A 16,525-nucleotide genomic window follows, 5' to 3' on the forward strand; every position below is an offset into this window, starting at 1 on the left:
CGTTAGTCGTCCAACAGCGCGTCGGTAATTTCTTTCAGCTTGTCGGCCGTCATCAGCTCGTCTAGCGAACCGCGCACGTATTTGCGAATATTCCCCTTCTTGTCGACGAAGACGATCAAGTCGCTATGCGTATACAGCTTGGTGGCCGGATCCTTCTGCAGCATCAGCCCGAATTCGGTCATCAGCTTCGACGTCTCCTGCTCGGTCCCCATGCTGAGGAATTTCCAGCCCGTCTGGTCGATCTCGTTCGGAATATTGGCGATGAACTGACGCACCGCATCCGGCTTGTCCCGCTCCGGATCGAATGTGACCGAGTGGAACTCGACGTCCTTGCCGAACGTGCCGTCCGCCTTCAGCTCGTTCTGCAGTTCGCTCATCAAGAACGTCGTCGGCGGGCATATATCCGGGCAATTGGCGTAGTAGAAGTAAATCAGCCGCACCTTGCCGTTGGAATCGGACAGCTGCACGGGGTTGCCGTCCAGATCGGTCATCGCGTAGTTCGGCGCCGGCTTGTCCATTTCAAAATTAACCGTGCTTTTCTCCTGCATCGAGACCAGCAAATAAATCCCCATCGCGGCGCAAAGCGCGAACAGCGCGATTTTGAATGCATGTTTGCGTACGAATGCCATACGTGTCGTTCCTCCCAAGCAAAAACGGCGCCATCTGGATCGAAGGTGCCGCTTCACGAATTTAAGATGCGGTTGTGTTGACGATCATAAGCAAGAAGACAATCATCAAGTAATTAATCGAGAAGAAAAAGTTGACCTTCGCCCACTTCGTCTCCCGCTCGCCTTCCTTCCCGAACCCCATAAACGTCTGAACGAGCCAAGCGATGCCGCATAGCGCGCCGACGATCAGGAAGACAAGTCCTACATAGCCGTATGTATAGAGCAAAATGACATTCGGCACGAGCAGCACGATGTACGGCAGCATCTGCAGCTTCGTCCGGCGGACGCCCTTCACGACCGGCAGCAGCGGGAACCCCGCGGCGCGGTATTCCTCCACCCGGCGAATCGCCAGCGACCAGAAGTGCGGCGGCTGCCAGAGGAACAGCAGCGCGAACAGCAGCCATGCTCCCATATCGACCTCTCCCGTTACCGCGCAGTACCCGATCACCGGCGGCATGGCCCCGGAGATGCCGCCGATCGACGTGCTCCACGTCGACGAGCGCTTCAGCCACATCGTATAAATGACAACGTAGACGAAAATGCCCAGCACGCCGAGCCACCCCAGCAGCGCGTCGAGCGCGAACAAGATTGCAAGTCCAATGACGCCGAGCGCGATCCCGTAAGCCAGCACGGTCCCCGGCTTCAGTCGGCCTTCCGCCAGCGCCCGCTTCTGGGTCCGCTCCATCTTCTTGTCCAGTTCGCGGTCCCAATAATTGTTGATGACGCACGCGGACGCCATGGTGAACGTGGTTCCGATCAGCATATAAAGAAGCAGCAGCCAGTCGATATCCCATTTGGAAGCAACCCAGAAACCGCCGAACGCCGCGAACGCGTTCAGCCGCAGCAGTCCCGGCTTGGTCAGGGCCACATATTCTTTTAACACACAGCGAGCCTCCCTGTTCCGATACCGCAAGAGACGCGCCTGGCGCCTCATGGTAATAAATCGTAGTTAATCATACCTCATCCTTCGAGCCTTTGACAATCTTCGCGGTCGTTGTTCAAGAATTTGTTGGTTTAGCCCGGAACGCGCGAAAGTCCTATTTTGGCCTACGCAAAAACTTGAGGAACTATTTTGGCTCCTGCCTAATATGATGTCTTGTGGTTCATCGCCCAACTGAAGGCAAAGGAAGTGAGATTCCCCAGCATGGCCGTCATAAAAGCGAACTCGGAGGACATCAGGATGCTGGCTCGGCTGATGCGGGCGGAGGCGGAAGGCGAAGGCGACCTCGGCATGCTGATGGTCGGCAACGTCGGCGTCAATCGCGTCCGAAGCGGCTGTCTCGATTTCAAGAATATCCGGACGATCCCGCAGATGGTCTTCCAAAGCCCGGGGGGATTCGAGGCTACGCAGAAGGGCTATTTTTATCAAGGTGCCCGCGATCGGGAAATTCGGCTCGCCAAGCGGATGGTCAACGGCGAACGCCAGCATCCCGCATCCAACGCGCTCTGGTTCTTCAGGCCCGCGGGCGACTGCCCGGCCCAATGGTACGATCAAAGCAACGCCGGACGGTTCAAAGCGCACTGTTTCTTCAGGCCAACCAGTGCAGATTGCCCGAACGTGTATTAGGTTTCGGAAAGCAAGTGATTCAGGCCGCTAAACGCAAGGCGAATTTATGTTGATGATTAGAAAGCGAGGAAATGGAATCATGTCTAATGGTTACGGGTACAAAGGTGCAGTAAGTCCGGCGAACATGGCTGGCTGGGGAGGTTACGGCTATCCAACGCCATATCCTGGCATGGGGGCTTCCCCGGCGACGATGGGCGGATTTGCCCCTTCCATGATGGGCATGCCCGCAATGCCAACGGGCATGCCTGCCATGCCAACGGGCATGCCTGCCATGCCAACGGCCGTTGCCGGCCTCCAATCCCAGCAAGGCGGCGTTCCCAACGTACCTAGCGGCTCGTTCGTCACGCCGGCAGGCGGTAATATCGTTACGGTCCCGATCGCCGAAGAATCCTACGTCGAGAACATCTTGCGCTTGAACCGCGGCAAAATGGCGACGTTCTACATGACGTACGAGAACAACCGCGAATGGAACGCCAAGATTTTCAAGGGCATCATCGAGGCGGCCGGCCGCGACCATATCGTCATCAGCGACCCGGCGACGGGCAAGCGCTTCTTGCTGCTGATGCTGAACCTCGACTACGTGGAATTCGAAGGCCCGATCAACTACGAGTACACGTTCCAAGGCGTGACGATCACGAACACGACGCCGGTGAACGGCGGAACGACCACGCCTCCCGTACCGACGACGCTGCCCGCGATGAATGGGCGCTAAAGAGCGGGACGAAACGTCCATGCATGAAGCTTGGCGGCGCCGCCCGGAATCCAATCGGACATGATGCGCCATGAAGAACGCTCACTGCAGCGTTCTTTTTTTATCGCTTCGGCGGCTTCCTCGCTTCCCGCCTCCCATACCTCAACGAACAACAGCGGCTGGTCGGTGCCTTCATACAGCTTAAATCCGCCGGGATCCGCCGACCTCCCCGTCATCCAGGCTCGATATTGTTGTTCATGCTCCGGTAAAATCCGGTATTCGACGAAACAGATCACCATAGGCGAAAACTTCCCTTCCGTTATAATAACCCGCGATTCAGAAGATACTGAAACGTACAATATAGAAGTATAACATTTCACGGGCAGGTGCTTCTTATTATGGATAGCGGAACGCATTTGGTCATGGGACTCGGACTCGCCGGTCTTGCCTCCGTCGACCCGGTGGTCGCTTCCGATCAGACGGTTTACGCCGCGGTGCTCATCGGTACCGTAGTCGGCTCCCAGGCCCCGGATTTGGATACGCTGCTTCGGTTCAAAGGCAATGCGATATATATCCGCAATCACCGCGGCATGTCGCACTCCTTGCCTGCTATCGCGATTTGGACCCTGTTGATCACGCTGCTGCTTCAAATCGGCTTCAATTTCGGACTACCCTGGGCGCATATCGTCGGATGGGTGCTGCTGGCCGTCGTCATTCACGTCTTTACCGACTTGTTCAACACCTACGGCACACAGGCCATGCGGCCGTTCACGAAAAAATGGATCTCGTGGAACATCATCCATATTTTCGATCCCGTCATCTTCACGGCGCACGTCATCGCGATCGTTCTCTGGGCGCTGCGCGCGTTCGATCCCGCTACGCTGTTCCCGGCTCTGTACGCGCTGCTGATCGTGTACTACATTTGGCGGACGCTCTCTCACCGCATGATTCTGAGACGGCTGCCCAAACTGGATGATCAGCACGAGCCGGAAGACGAGTATATGATTATTCCGACCATCTCCCTCTACGACTGGAACGTGGTCAAGCAGCGCGGAGACGGCTCGTACGTTATCGGCGACTTGAAACAGGGACGACTGCGCTGGGTCGATAGCGCCCGCTGCTCCAGCCATCCGGCCGTGGAACGGTCCAAGCAGGATATCTCGATCCGCTCGTTCCTCTCCTTCACCTCGTTCGCCTGCGCCGAAGTGCGCGAGCATTCGTGGGGGTACGAGGTCCGCTGGTGCGACGTGCGTTATCGTCACCGCAAGCAATACCCCTTCGTTGGCGTGCTGCTGATGGACAGCGACTACAAAACGCTGGGCTCCTACGTCGGCTGGCTGAGCGACGAGAGGCTTCAGAAGCGTCTGCGCATGAACACCTACTGAAAACCAGTGGCTTGCGCCCATGCCAGCGGTTCGCGCTTGACCAAAGCGATCCCTTCTTGCACAATGAAGAAGGGATTTTTGCTTGTCCGTGGCTTGCCCGCGCGCATGCAAAAGGCTCAAGGTTTCCCTTGAGCCTTGTGGTCGTGCTTGTCCGAATTAACGGAACTGCGAACCCGACAGTTGTTGCTCGGCGATTTGCACCAGTTTGCGCGTGATGTAGCCACCAAGCGAACCGGCGTCGCGAGTTGCGAAGTTGCCGTAGTAACCGTCAGCAGGAATTTGGATGCCCAGTTCCTGTGCAGCCTCGTATTTCAGTTGGTTAAGTGCCGCGCTTGCTTGAGGTACGACCAGCGTGTTGCTGCTGCGAGATTGTCCTGCCATGTGGAATTTCTCCTTTCATCCTCTTCACGTTGTATGTGTTGCAAGCTTGCAAGCTTATTATGATACGTCGGTCGCAAGAATATGCTTAAATATTTCGCTCAATTTTAAAAACTTTTCAAAGGAGCTTTCGCCCCATGTCTAAGACTCTCTCCTTGCTGTTCGCCGTCGTTTCCGTCATTCTGATGACCGCCACGGCGATCGCCATCGCGCACAGCGCCTGGCTGACCCTACTCCTCTTTATCCTCACGATGGGCTGCATCGGCGCAGGATTTATCGTAAAGGCCAAATTAAGACGCCGCGGTCAGGGGTAACCCCCCTCCCGCGGCGTTTGTTTTGCGCGCCTTGGCTATGATCTCCCGCCGATCTATTGCGCCGGCAGGAAGCCCATCTTCTCTTTCACGTCGCGCACCGTCTTGTTCGCTACCTGGGCGACCCGCTCCGCGCCCTGCTTCAGGATCGCGTGAATCTCGCCCGATTCGCGAATCTCGCGGTAGCGCTGCTGAAGCGGCTCGAGCGTCGCGACAACATGCTCGGCGAGATCTTTCTTGAACGCCCCGTAGCCTTGGCCTTCGTACTTCGCCTGTATCTCCTCCAGCGTAAGACCCGAGCAGTGCGAATAGATGCTCATCAGGTTGCTGACTTCCGGCTTCTCCGCCGGGTTGTAGATCACGTCGCGGCCCGAATCGGTCGTCGCCCGGCTCAGCTTCTTGCGGATGACGTCCGGCGGATCCAGCAGCGCGATGTAGCTGGCCGGATTCGGATTGCTCTTGCTCATTTTTTTCGACGCGTCGTCCAGCGACATGATTCTCGCGCCGATCTTCGGAATATACGGCTCCGGAATGGTGAAGTAGTCGCCGAAGCGCGCGTTGAACCGATGACCCAGGTCGCGCGTCAGCTCCAGATGCTGCTTCTGGTCGTCACCGACTGGCACCAGGTCCGCGTTGTACAGCAGAATATCCGCCGCCATGAGCGTTGGGTAGACGAACAAGCCCGCCCCAACCGAATCCTTGCCCGACGATTTATCCTTGAACTGCGTCATGCGCTCCAGCTCGCCCATATAGGCCAGCGTCGTGAACAACCAGCCGAGCTCGGCGTGCGCCGGCACGTGCGATTGCATGAAGACGCTCGCCTTGGCCGGATCGATGCCCGCGGCGATGAACAGCGCGGCCACCGCCTCGGATTGCTCGCGCAGCGCGGCCGGTTCCTGCGGCACCGTGATCGCGTGCAGATCGACGACCATGAAGAAGCATTCGTGCGTGTCCTGCAGCTTGACGAAATTTTGCATGGCGCCGATATAGTTGCCCAGCGTGAGCTGGCCGCTCGGCTGGATGCCGGATAAGACTCTTTTCATAAATAGTGGCCTCCTTAAGTTCCTCCTGAGAATATCGCTCCCCCCACCCCCTCCGCCGAGGGGGCTCCAAGGGCGCTGCCCTCTGGACACCCGCTTTCGTGCTGACGAGTCGGGCTAGTGGACGGCGGTTGCTTTCGAGCTTGGCGCGCTTTTGTCCTCACGGACAAAGCTTACTTTGTTCCGCTCCCCCAACCCCTCCGCCCTCTGGACACCCCGAATGTACGCTGCTTGTGACGCAGCCGTCTTCGATGCGTCCTTTCGCGGCGGGCTCGCTTTGTCCTTGCGGACAAAACTTACGGTTCGAATCCCTTCCGGGACGCCAACACGCCACGGGTCAATATGACAAAAATCAAACGCAAAAAGGTCCTTCCTCCCGCAAAGGGACGAAGGACCGTGGTGCCACCCTAATTCGTTCGCTTCCGGATGCTGCAGCAAACGGGACGAACCTCAAGTTCCTTAACGTGGAACGACGCGTGCGCCGCATACTTGCCCGCCTTCTTGCGCGGGTTTCCTCGGCCCTGCTCCGGGATCCATTCCGCTTCGCTCGTCCGCACCGGTTCGCACCAACCACCGGCTCTCTGACGCTTCCTCGCGCGCGTACTTGTTCCCTTCCTCGCATTTAGGATGATTATACTCGCACGCCCGCCACATTTCAATATGGCAACCCTTTCCTTTTGGCCAACAATCTTCTTAAAAAAAGAAAGTCCCTCTTTGTCCTGCCGCGGCCAAGCTTCGCATATTCTTTCTATAGACTAGTCCAACCCGAAAGGAGCGTTTTTCGTATGACCGTCGTTTACCGGGTCGGCATGCCGCTGCTGACGGCCGGCTGCTTGGCGATGCTGGCGCTGATCCTCGCGGATAACGGCTGGCTGAGCGCCCTCGCCTCGCTCGATCCCGCCACGCTGCAGTCGTTCAAGCTGCTGCTGCTCGGCATTATTCTCGAGACATTCCCGTTCATCCTCCTCGGGGTGTTCGTCTCCGCGCTCCTGCAGGTGTTCGTCTCCGATGCGACCATCGCGCGCCTGACGCCGAAGCATCCGGTGGCCGGCGTCCTGTTCGGCAGCTTGCTCGGCCTGCTCTTCCCGCTGTGCGAATGCGGCATGATCCCGGTCGTGCGCCGGCTGATCCGCAAAGGCATGCCGCCCTATATCGGCATGGTGTTCATATTCGCGGGTCCGATCGTCAATCCGGTCGTCTTCACCTCCACGTATACGGCCTTCCGCGGACAGCCCGGGATGGCGTACGCCCGCCTTGGGCTGGCGCTGGCGGTATGCGTCGTGCTCGGCCTGCTGCTGAGCCGGTTCTTGAAGCGCAACCCGCTCAAGCGGGACGCCTACGAGCTGGCGGCGGCGAACAACGGCGCGACTTCGATCTACGAGCATGATCATTCGCAGGGAGCCAAAGGCTTCTGGGGCCGCATGGCCGCGACGCTCGCGCATGCCTCGGACGAATTGTTCGACATCGGCAAGTACGTCATTCTGGGCGCGTTCCTGACGGCGGTCGTGCAAACGTCCGTCGAACGCGAGGTGCTGGCCGGCATCGGCGGCGGCACCTGGTCCGGCAGCGCGTTCATGATGGGGCTCGCCTTCCTGCTATCGCTGTGCTCCACCTCCGACGCGTTCGTCGCCGCTTCGTTCAACGGCATCTTCGCGCCGTCGGCGCTGCTCGCCTTCCTCGTCTTCGGGCCCATGGTCGATCTCAAAAGCGTGCTTATGCTGCTCGGCACGTTCCGCACGAAGATTGTCGCCGCCATCGTCCTGCTGCTGTTCGCGCTGGTGCTGGGCGGCTCCCTGCTGACCGCGCAGCTCTGGCTATAGCCCCTTCCCATGCCACGATCCGTAAAGGAGGAATTCCGATGGCCGATCCTGACCGCAGACGTCTGGTCCATTATTTAATTAGAGCCGTCCTGCTCGGCGGCTTCGCGCTGTTTATCGTCCAGTTAGCCCGAGGAGACGCCTTGTCGCTCTATATTGCTCCCCGGATGGAGCCGTTCGTCAAATTGTCCGCGCTCGTCCTGTATGCGGCCGCCATCTACCAGGTCTACGCGGCCTTCCGGGCCTCGAAGGGCCAGAAAGCCGCCGACTGCGGATGCGACCATGAGCCGCCGGTGTCCATTCCGAAGAACGTCGTCGTCTACGGCTTGTTCGTGCTGCCGCTCGCGCTCGGCTTCCTGCTGCCGGAGGCGACGCTCGGCAGCTCGCTCGCCGCCAAGAAAGGCATAACCTTCGCAGGCGCGGAGACGCTGGCGAACGCCGGCTCGGGCGTGAAGACGCCTCCGTCGCTGCCCGCCTCGGGGAGCGGCGCACAGGAGCCAATATTCCTTGCCGATGAATATACGGCCAGCTACGCCGCCTACGGGAAGCAGCTGTATGCCCAGCCCGCGATCGCGGTGCCGGACCAGTGGTTCATCGAGACGCTGACCACGCTCGATCTCTATCGCCAGAACTTTATCGGCAAGCAAGTCGAGCTGAGCGGCTTCGTCTACCGTGACGAAGCGATGGGAGCCGACCAATTCGCCGTCAGCCGGTTCGCCATGAACTGCTGCTCGGCCGACTCGCTGCCTTATGGCCTCGTCGCAACCTTCGAAAATGCCGCCACCCTCCGCAAGGATTCCTGGGTGAAAGTGTCCGGGACGCTGGAGGAAGGGCAGTATGACGGCGACACGATCCTGCAGCTGCTCGTCACGCACATCGAATCCATCCGAACGCCGGATTCTCCGTATGTGTATCCCGACTACAACTTCGACAAACAGTTCGAGTAAAATTGGAAATAAATACATATCATGTCTCTGTATCCGTTTTCGTATAAACCCCCTCCCAATCTAGCCATACTATCCTTACACAAGGGAGGTGAATTCAGATGGCAGGACAAGGTCAATCCCGCAGCAGCAATACACTGGTGGTGCCTCAAGCCTCGCAAGCGCTGGATCAAATGAAATACGAGGTAGCGCAGGAGCTTGGCATCCAAATCCCGCAGGACGGTTACTACGGCTATATGGCGACTCGCGACACGGGCGCAATCGGCGGTTACATCACGCGCAAGCTCGTGCAAATCGCAGAACAGCAAATCGCCGGTACATACGGACGCTAATACGGCAGCGGTTCGCAGCTTCCGACGCGTAGGCGATTCGGGGCGCAACCGCCGACATAGCAAGGCAAAAAGACCTAGGCAGGTTAACCTGCTCAGGTCTTTTCGTTCTTCGTCCTACTAGTCCTCAGCCTGCTTAAGGCGCATCCCGCAGCGCGTGCGGCGCGCCGTACTTCGGCTGTAGACGAAACATCCCGTTGGCGATATTCGCCATATTGTAATTAGACTCGAAGGTGATGCCCGCCGACCAGGAACCTTTGCGGACGCTGAAATCAAAACGGATCTCGCCGTGCGTCCAGCCCCGCTTGTAGTTCAGCGAATCGAGCGCAAGCTTTCGGAACGCGTGCACCTGATCGGCTTTAAGACCCGGTTCCGCGGAGGCCGACTCGATGCTGCCGTCGCGGCTTTCGATCGGATTATGGCAAACGCCATACTTCCCGATCACGTCATTACGAATTTGAATTATGACTGTTCCTGCTGCCGCATGGATCAACTCCGGCTCCATCTGCCTAAACGCATAATCCATTTGCCGCGCAAGCGGCGTTGATTCCATCCCCATCATCTACACCCCGTCGCCATTTTTTCATAAAGTTACCATTTAGTACTTCGGACTCATTATAAGACGAAAGACTTACAAATTTCAATCAGTTTTTTACAATTTACTTACATATAGGTTTCAAATCCTCACCAACCGCTTTCGTTCGAGCTTTTCTGCACCGGAAATTCGACCCGTTCGCCACTTTTTAGACAAATATAGACAATCCCTGCGCCGGTGATATAATAAGGGAAAAGATACCTATATAGTGACAAACGAAAGGGGCCTGGGTCGGTCTATGAAATGGCTGCATGCTTTATCCGTCCGCAAGAAGCTCATGGTTGGATTTTATTCGAACGTCGTCCTCTTCGCCGTACTTCTGCTTATCGCGCTTCTCGTCTTCGGGGGCAATGTATGGGCCGGTCTTGTCATCATCGCCGTCATGGCCGCGGTCACGTATCCGGTCGTTCTCTTCTTCGAGAAGACGCTCTCGCATTCGTTCGAAGAACTGAGGAATGCCGCCTATTCCGTGTCCAAAGGCGACTTCACGCAGACGCTTGACGTCTCCTCGACCGGGGAACTCGGCCATTCCTTCAACAGCATGGTCGGCAAAATCCGCGACATCTTGAAAGAAACATCCGGCATCTCGGGCGTCGTCAACGATTCCAGCCGCACGATCTACTACAAGAATACCGATTTGAAGCAAATGATGGATCAGGTCACGACGTCCGCCACAGAGCTGGCTACGGGCGCAGCCGAAATCTCGGCCGACATCAACGTCATGGCTGACTCGATCCGCGAGATCGAAGCAAGCTTCGCAAGCTACGCCGACGCGACCAAGCAGATGAACGAACGCTCGGAGCTAGCGCTGGCGCTCGTGGACAAAGGCCGCCAAGCGGTCGAAAGCCAAGCTGAAGGAATGAAACGCAACGTCGACGCGACCGCAAATGTAGCCGCTTCCATTGAAGATTTGGCACATAAAGCAGACGGCATCTCCGCCATTACGCACACGATCTCCGAGATTGCGGAACAGACGAACCTGCTATCGCTCAACGCTTCCATCGAAGCGGCGCGCGCAGGCGAGCACGGTCGCGGCTTTGCGGTCGTCGCGCAGGAGGTTCGCAAGCTTGCCGAGGAATCGAACGCGGCCACCAAGGAAGTATTCACGCTCGTCAAGAGCATCGACGCCGCCGTCAAGCAAGCGATCACCGGCATTCAGGTCAACGGAGAAGTCGTCAAGACGCAGACCGAGGCCCTTCATCAAACGGAGCAATCGTTCGCGGAGATCATCGGCAGCGTGAAATTCATCAGCGAACAAATTTCCCAGTTCGCGCGCGACAGCGCGGCGATGCTGGAGAGCACGAGACGCATCTCGTCGACGATCCAGAACATCTCGGCGATCACGGAACAGTCGGCGGCAGGTACCGAGGAGGTAGCCGCTTCGATGAACGAACAGATTGCGTCCGTTCAATCCGTCATTCAAGAAACCGAGCGCATGCAGCAGCACGTTAATCAGCTCCAGCGCACGATGTCCGTCTTTAAAGTCTAAGATGCCACAACGCCAAAAAGCGCCCTCCAGTGCAATCCGGAGGGCGCTTTTTTTGGCGTTCGTACAGCGGTCGTTGGATGCCGACGGCCGGCAGTCCCTTATTCTTCGCTCAGGAAAAATTGAATGATCGTGTCATGCAGACCCGGCAGTCCTTCGTGGCCGAAGTCCGGATATACTTCCAGCCGCTTGCGGGACTGGATCTTGTTATACGCCGCGAATTGGGTCGACGGCGGACAGATCGTATCCATCAGACCCACGCCCATGACGACGTCGGCTTGAATGCGATTCGCCAAATGCTGGATGTCGATGTAGCCCAGACGGGTGAACACCTCGTCCTCCCGCTTGTGCTGCGGATCGAATCGGCGGAAGTATCCGCGCAGCTCCTCGTAGGCATCCTTCGCCAGATCCATCTCCCACACCCGTCTGTAGTCGCTAAGGAACGGATAGACCGGCGCCGCTTTGCGGATACGAGGCTCGAGCGCCGCGCATGCGATGGTCAACGCCCCGCCTTGCGACCAGCCGGTCGCGTACACACGGGTTTCGTCAACCTCCTCCATGTCCATGGCGATCGAAGCAAGCTGGGCCGTATCGAGGAAAATGCCGCGGAACAGCAGATTCTCCGGTTTATCGTCCAGCCCCCGGATAATATGCCCGTGATGCGTGTTGCCCTTCACGCCGCCCGCGTCCTCCGAAGAGCCGCCCTGACCTCTGCAGTCCATGGCGAACACGGAAAATCCAAGCGATACGTAAGCCAGACGCTCGGTCCAGTCGCCGGCGCTGCCGGTATAGCCGTGGAATTGCAGGACGGCCGGATGCGGCTCGGACGCGCCGCGCGGTCGCGCGTATTTCGCATGCACGCGGGCACCACCGACGCCCGTAAAATACAAGTCGAAGCATTCCGCCGCAGGCGTTTGGAACGCGCTCGGAACCAGCTCGATCTGCGGGTCCGTCGCGCGCATTTCGCTTAGCGCTTCCTCCCAGTATTGTTCGAAGTCGTCTGGCTTCGGATTGATCCCTGAATACGTTTGCAATTGCGCGAACGGCATATCGATTTGCGGCATTTCCATTCTCCTTCACACATGGATTGGTTTCCTGATTTTCTCATGTTAAGCCCGTCGGCGAGGTCGTGTAAAGCATTAAAATCGGCGATTTCCTGTAATTAATCAAAATCTCCGATGCATGTTCGAGTCGCCTTGGCGGGAAAATGAATCAAACAGCACCTCGCCACCGAAAGGAGGGAGACCGATGGGTAATGCAGACGGCATCCGGAATTCGGCTGCAGGAAGATGGCTTACCGTCCTCGCCCTCCTTTTCGCTATGCAGGCGTGCACGGCTTCCGCCACCCCGATTAGCGAAGCCGCGAGAAGTCTTGAGGCAACCAAGCTTCCGTCGGATACATCCACCTTTAAAGCGATGGCCGATTCGCGACGAGACCAGCGCTCTGCGGACTCCTACTCGTGGATCGAGCTGCAGCGGCGGTACCCGGGGACGTTCTTCGTCCGGGGCTCGCGCGGCAGCATGAAGGTCGCGCTGACGTTCGACGACGTCCCCGATCCCCGATATACGCCGAAGGTGCTTGACATGCTGGCGAAATACCGGGTTCGCGCCACATTTTTCGTGCTCGGCTCGAAAGCCAAAGCTTATCCGGCCATAGTAAAGCGAATGCGCAAGGAAGGACACATGATCGCCAACCATTCTTACGATCACCCGGTCTTCCCGAAAATCTCGGTGTACCAATTCAGTCAACAGGTGGCCCAAACGGATCTGCTGCTGCGCTCGTTAGCCGGCTACAGTCCTCGCTACATCCGTCCGCCGTACGGCGCCATTACGCCGAAGCAGATCGAGTGGGCGCAGGCGAATGGCTATACCGTCGTCAATTGGGACGTGGACTCGGAAGACTGGCGCAGCATCGGCAGCGCGCGCATCATGACCAATATCAAAAGCACGCTCCAGCCGGGATCGATTATTTTGCAGCATGCGGGCGGCGGCCCGACGCAGAATCTATCCGGCTCGGTACAGGCGCTTCCGCAGCTGATTCAATATTTGCGCAAGAAAGGCTACACGATCGTGTCGCTGCCCGAGCTGCTCGGTCGGCCGGTCGCCCGTTCGCCTCGCCCGAAACGGCATCCGTCGCATCAAGGCCAAACGCAAAAAGCGCAACCCCATAAAGCGGAGCAGCGCTCGCGGCCGACCGCGCCATAAAGCGCAGTCGCCTTTCTTCTCGTGCTATTTCAAAACAAACACATGGACATATTGATACCCGAACGTGCGCGCCTGCTGCTGCGACGACGAGACGAAAATATCGATGCGGTTGCCTTTGATCGCGCCGCCCATGTCGGACGCGACAGCAAACATGCCGCCAACCGGCAGACCGTTGTAGTCATACCCGGTCACGTACAATTTGGTGCCGAGCGGAATAAGACTCGGGTCGACCGCGACGGTTCCGACCTTCAGGGGATTGCCGAAATAATCGACGGCGCCCCACTGGCCGTTCTCGCTCGCGGCGGCCGTATAAGCACTTGCTTTGACGTGGTGCGCGTCCGTGTAAGCCACGGCTTTGCCTTTCACCGTCAGCGTTGGCTCAGACGCTGCCGCCGGAAGTTGGTCCGGTATTGCGCTCGCGATCGGCTCGCTTTTTGCTTTCGCAACAGGTTGCTGCGGCTTGCCGTTGCCATCGGGAATCGTGATCGCAAGACCCGCGTAGATGTTTAGCGGATTGACCGTCGGGTTTGCCTTCATCAACGTTTCCACCGAGACGCCATACCGTTTGGACAAACTCCAGAACGTATCGGTATCCGTCGCTTTATGCGACGCTGCATCCGCGCTTGCGGTGCCAGCCGAGGCGAGCAGCGCAAGCCCGAGAACAGCGGCTGCCGTGGTTTTTTTCCATGATTTGAACGTAAACATATGAACAACCTCCTTTATTTACGAGAAACGCGCCGTCATTCGCGACGCTCGCCTCTCGTCAACGCGAACGGAACCGCGGCCCGTTACAGCCCGCGAACGCTCCGCTCCAGCATGTGGCCTACGAGGTTAGTTGTCGGATTCGGGTCGAGGAGTTCGACCCTACGCGAGTGCATGGCTTTTGCGCCTCGCGATTCACCCCAAGCGATTCCATCCTTCAGCTGCCCTACGAACGACCTTGCGGTCTAGCGGACAGCCCCGGACGAAACGCAGAATCCGTGTCGTCATGCGCGAACACGGCGGAAAATATCGGCTTGCGATAGGTTCCGTAGATCCCCCGTACGATTAAGTTTCGGCTCGTGTAAAACGTTACATCGTCCCAAGCCCGATTCCTACCGGTAAATTGCGGCAGTCAGCGCCCCGACACGTAGAAGTGCAGGGTTCATATACGTTTGACGCGCAAGAAAAAATGGCTCCCAGCAGTCGCTAAGAGGAATTTCCGTTCATCCGGATCGGATTTATTCAACCTTCAAAATTCCAGAAATGGATAAATCCCTGCATAATATTCGGAATGGTTGAACACGCTTTAAATAATCTGAATATTATGTATAATTAAAGTGTAAGCGTTTGCAATTCAAACGGCTCATGAATAGCCAAGGAGGATTCGCTTATGATGACATTCGAATCGGAGTACAGAAGACAGGCCATCCGTACCCTGCAGGAAGGACGAGACGAAGCCAAATCGGAGCTCTCCGTGGAGGCAAGCCGTTATAAGCGCACGTTCGCCAATTGGTTCAGCCGCCTTCATGCGGTTACAGCTCCCTTCCTTGGCCCCTCCAACCGCCCGATGCGCTAATGCAAAACACCGCCAAAGCCAGCGTGTTTCCATCGCGGAAACCTCCGGCCCAAGCGGTGTTTTTATCGTTATCCGGCATGGCGCGGCGGTGTGTTCGCGCGCGGCTCAAAAGTCGTCGAAGACAAAATCCAAATGGTCGGCCTTCTTCAGGTTGCACTCCGCGCAGGCGCACACGCAATTATCCGGCGTGGATAATCCGCCCTTGGATTTGGGCATGACGTGATCGATTGTATCGCCAAACCGGCCGCAGTACTTGCATATATAATCGTCGCGCTGCAGGATGAGCAGCCTGAAATCCGTCTTCGTGTACAATTTGTGAATGAGCGAAGGGTTGATGATACCGGCCGCCCCTTCCGATACCATGCGGATCGCCATCTCGGTCGGAATCTCCGTCGACCACCGCTTGCCCGTCTCGCGCCGACCGCGCAGACGAATAAGTCCGGTGCCCCGGTCATTCAGCAGCGCGACGTCGTATTTGAACGGCCCTTTGATCGGCACGATCCGCCTGTAAGGCGGCCTGACCTGCGGCCTTGCGGGCGCCGCGGCTTGGTCGGCGCCTGCTTTGCGCTTGCGCCGCCGCCTCCGCTTCCGCTTGCGCGACGGCGTCCCGTCTCCGTCGGCGCCGTCGACGCCTTCCGCCTGCGAATCCACCCAATCGGCTTCGCCGGCGAACGTATCGTCGCCATCCTGATCCGGAAGCAGCCATTGGGCTTCCGCCCGCTCTTCGCCGCCGTCTGGCAGGGCGCTCGTCTGGACCGGCTTCGACTTGGATTTGCGCCGGCGACGCCGGCGCTTCCTCTTGCGCGCCGGGGCTTCCCCGTCCGGCTCCGGCGCGGCGGCTTCTTCAAGCGCCATCGCGACATCGCTCTCGCCGGCGGACCTTTCGCTCTCTGACAATAACGGGATTAACCCGCCTTCTTGATCTCCCGAGCGCTCGTCAGGCTCGCGCGCCTCCGTTTCGGCCTGCGGCTGCGCGAGCAGAGCCGATTCAAGCGGCGCTGGCTCGCGCTTCTTCCGTCTTCTCCGTTTGCGTTTGCGCTTGCGCGGCTTCTCGGCCGCGCCGCGTTCGGCGTCTGCACCGGACTGCGCTCCGGCCCTGTCCGCGTCTCCATCCGCGTTGGAGAGAATCGGTTCATCGGCTTCCAAGCCCTCGTCATGCGCCGAGGATGCCGGAATAACGCTGTTAATCCGGTCTTGGCCGTTCGGCGCCGGACCCAGCTTCTGGTACGCCGCTACCGCGGCATGACCTGTCAGGCCATCTCCGGTGCTATCCCGCGTTGCCTCGTCGGCCAGCGCCGGTCCCTCTTCGACTTCCCGTCCTCGCTTGCGCTGGCAGGAACGGCACGTCCCGCGCCGGCCGCTTCGTCCGGAACGCTTCGTGAAGGAGGTGATCGGCTTCTCCAAGCCGCATGCTCCGCATCGTTTCGCTTCCATTTCCGTTCGCTCCGTTCTTTCGATCCTTGAATTCTATCCGGTTTTAACCTTGTCTAGCCAAGGCGAAACGGCGGCGCCTTCTATAACGGCGCGGCGCATTTCGCACACAGGCCATGC

General features: G+C 58.2%; 19 protein-coding genes and 1 riboswitch. Of the genes, 10 read left to right on the forward strand and 9 right to left on the reverse strand.

Annotated elements, in window-relative coordinates:
- Positions 1–2: 2 nt before the first annotated feature.
- Both ACFSKT_RS14170 and cyoE read right to left on the reverse strand, forming a co-directional pair.
- The gene (locus ACFSKT_RS14170) at positions 3–629 is read right to left on the reverse strand and encodes an SCO family protein (RefSeq protein ID WP_377721640.1); all 627 of its coding nucleotides are present in this window, start codon (positions 627–629) and stop codon (positions 3–5) included.
- Between the two features lie 61 nt (positions 630–690).
- Positions 691–1,551, reverse strand: coding sequence for a heme o synthase (cyoE, locus tag ACFSKT_RS14175; RefSeq protein WP_377721641.1), 861 nt, complete (start codon positions 1,549–1,551; stop codon positions 691–693).
- A gap of 261 nt (positions 1,552–1,812) precedes the next feature.
- Here cyoE and ACFSKT_RS14180 point away from each other — a divergent pair, with 261 nt between their 5' ends.
- Both ACFSKT_RS14180 and gerQ read left to right on the forward strand, forming a co-directional pair.
- Positions 1,813–2,235, forward strand: a complete 423-nt coding sequence (locus ACFSKT_RS14180) for a cell wall hydrolase (protein ID WP_377721642.1) — start codon at positions 1,813–1,815, stop codon at positions 2,233–2,235.
- A gap of 79 nt (positions 2,236–2,314) precedes the next feature.
- Positions 2,315–2,947 carry a spore coat protein GerQ gene (gene gerQ / locus ACFSKT_RS14185; protein ID WP_377721643.1) on the forward strand — a complete coding sequence of 211 codons (633 nt, stop codon included), beginning with the start codon at positions 2,315–2,317 and terminating at the stop codon, positions 2,945–2,947.
- Here gerQ and ACFSKT_RS14190 read toward each other — a convergent pair.
- Complete coding sequence (locus tag ACFSKT_RS14190) at positions 2,944–3,225, reverse strand: hypothetical protein (RefSeq protein ID WP_377721644.1); 282 nt, start codon at positions 3,223–3,225, stop codon at positions 2,944–2,946. The genes gerQ and ACFSKT_RS14190 overlap by 4 nt on opposite strands.
- Positions 3,226–3,324: 99 nt before the next feature.
- Here ACFSKT_RS14190 and ACFSKT_RS14195 point away from each other — a divergent pair, with 99 nt between their 5' ends.
- Positions 3,325–4,311 carry a metal-dependent hydrolase gene (locus tag ACFSKT_RS14195; protein WP_377721645.1) on the forward strand — a complete coding sequence of 329 codons (987 nt, stop codon included), beginning with the start codon at positions 3,325–3,327 and terminating at the stop codon, positions 4,309–4,311.
- Positions 4,312–4,467: 156 nt separating this feature from the next.
- Here the strand turns inward: ACFSKT_RS14195 and ACFSKT_RS14200 are convergent, their stop codons facing one another.
- A complete protein-coding gene (locus ACFSKT_RS14200; protein WP_148932012.1) occupies positions 4,468–4,692 on the reverse strand; it encodes an alpha/beta-type small acid-soluble spore protein in 225 nt (74 codons plus the stop codon).
- A gap of 134 nt (positions 4,693–4,826) precedes the next feature.
- Here ACFSKT_RS14200 and ACFSKT_RS14205 point away from each other — a divergent pair, with 134 nt between their 5' ends.
- Positions 4,827–5,003, forward strand: coding sequence for a DUF5325 family protein (locus ACFSKT_RS14205; protein ID WP_187434409.1), 177 nt, complete (start codon positions 4,827–4,829; stop codon positions 5,001–5,003).
- Positions 5,004–5,056: 53 nt separating this feature from the next.
- On the opposite strand, the gene trpS is transcribed toward ACFSKT_RS14205, so the two are convergent.
- On the reverse strand, positions 5,057–6,043 hold the full coding sequence (gene trpS, locus ACFSKT_RS14210; protein ID WP_377721646.1) for a tryptophan--tRNA ligase: 987 nt from the start codon (positions 6,041–6,043) through the stop codon (positions 5,057–5,059).
- Positions 6,044–6,825: 782 nt separating this feature from the next.
- Here trpS and ACFSKT_RS14215 point away from each other — a divergent pair.
- The 3 genes from ACFSKT_RS14215 (at position 6,826) to ACFSKT_RS14225 (ending at position 9,133) form a co-directional block, all read left to right on the forward strand.
- A complete protein-coding gene (locus ACFSKT_RS14215) occupies positions 6,826–7,860 on the forward strand; it encodes a permease (protein WP_377721647.1) in 1,035 nt (344 codons plus the stop codon).
- A gap of 38 nt (positions 7,861–7,898) precedes the next feature.
- The gene (locus tag ACFSKT_RS14220) at positions 7,899–8,804 is read left to right on the forward strand and encodes a TIGR03943 family putative permease subunit (RefSeq protein WP_377721648.1); all 906 of its coding nucleotides are present in this window, start codon (positions 7,899–7,901) and stop codon (positions 8,802–8,804) included.
- A gap of 98 nt (positions 8,805–8,902) precedes the next feature.
- Positions 8,903–9,133 (forward strand): small, acid-soluble spore protein, alpha/beta type, encoded by a 231-nt coding sequence (locus tag ACFSKT_RS14225; protein WP_377721649.1) that lies wholly within the window; start codon positions 8,903–8,905, stop codon positions 9,131–9,133.
- Between the two features lie 133 nt (positions 9,134–9,266).
- On the opposite strand, the gene ACFSKT_RS14230 is transcribed toward ACFSKT_RS14225, so the two are convergent.
- Positions 9,267–9,689 carry an O-methyltransferase gene (locus ACFSKT_RS14230; RefSeq protein WP_377721650.1) on the reverse strand — a complete coding sequence of 141 codons (423 nt, stop codon included), beginning with the start codon at positions 9,687–9,689 and terminating at the stop codon, positions 9,267–9,269.
- Positions 9,690–9,963: 274 nt separating this feature from the next.
- On the opposite strand from ACFSKT_RS14230, the gene ACFSKT_RS14235 reads away from it, so the two are divergent.
- Positions 9,964–11,214, forward strand: a complete 1,251-nt coding sequence (locus tag ACFSKT_RS14235) for a methyl-accepting chemotaxis protein (protein ID WP_377721651.1) — start codon at positions 9,964–9,966, stop codon at positions 11,212–11,214.
- Positions 11,215–11,312: 98 nt separating this feature from the next.
- On the opposite strand, the gene ACFSKT_RS14240 is transcribed toward ACFSKT_RS14235, so the two are convergent.
- Positions 11,313–12,275 carry an alpha/beta fold hydrolase gene (locus ACFSKT_RS14240; RefSeq protein ID WP_377721652.1) on the reverse strand — a complete coding sequence of 321 codons (963 nt, stop codon included), beginning with the start codon at positions 12,273–12,275 and terminating at the stop codon, positions 11,313–11,315.
- Positions 12,276–12,459: 184 nt separating this feature from the next.
- Between ACFSKT_RS14240 and ACFSKT_RS14245 the strand changes: the two genes are divergently transcribed.
- Positions 12,460–13,416 carry a polysaccharide deacetylase family protein gene (locus tag ACFSKT_RS14245; RefSeq protein WP_377721653.1) on the forward strand — a complete coding sequence of 319 codons (957 nt, stop codon included), beginning with the start codon at positions 12,460–12,462 and terminating at the stop codon, positions 13,414–13,416.
- Between the two features lie 24 nt (positions 13,417–13,440).
- Here the strand turns inward: ACFSKT_RS14245 and ACFSKT_RS14250 are convergent, their stop codons facing one another.
- Positions 13,441–14,121: a 3D domain-containing protein gene (locus tag ACFSKT_RS14250; RefSeq protein WP_377721654.1), complete on the reverse strand. Its 681-nt coding sequence runs from the start codon at positions 14,119–14,121 to the stop codon at positions 13,441–13,443.
- A 100-nt stretch (positions 14,122–14,221) separates the two neighbouring features.
- A riboswitch (cyclic di-AMP (ydaO/yuaA leader) is annotated at positions 14,222–14,486 on the reverse strand.
- Positions 14,487–14,788: 302 nt separating this feature from the next.
- On the opposite strand from ACFSKT_RS14250, the gene ACFSKT_RS14255 reads away from it, so the two are divergent.
- Positions 14,789–14,974, forward strand: a complete 186-nt coding sequence (locus ACFSKT_RS14255; protein WP_377721655.1) for a hypothetical protein — start codon at positions 14,789–14,791, stop codon at positions 14,972–14,974.
- A gap of 105 nt (positions 14,975–15,079) precedes the next feature.
- Here the strand turns inward: ACFSKT_RS14255 and ACFSKT_RS14260 are convergent, their stop codons facing one another.
- Positions 15,080–16,408: an HNH endonuclease gene (locus ACFSKT_RS14260; RefSeq protein ID WP_377721656.1), complete on the reverse strand. Its 1,329-nt coding sequence runs from the start codon at positions 16,406–16,408 to the stop codon at positions 15,080–15,082.
- Between the last annotated feature and the right edge of the window lie 117 nt (positions 16,409–16,525).

This window comes from Paenibacillus xanthanilyticus (assembly GCF_042682185.1).
In the GTDB taxonomy this organism is placed as follows: Bacteria; Bacillota; Bacilli; order Paenibacillales; family Paenibacillaceae; genus Paenibacillus_Z; species Paenibacillus_Z xanthanilyticus.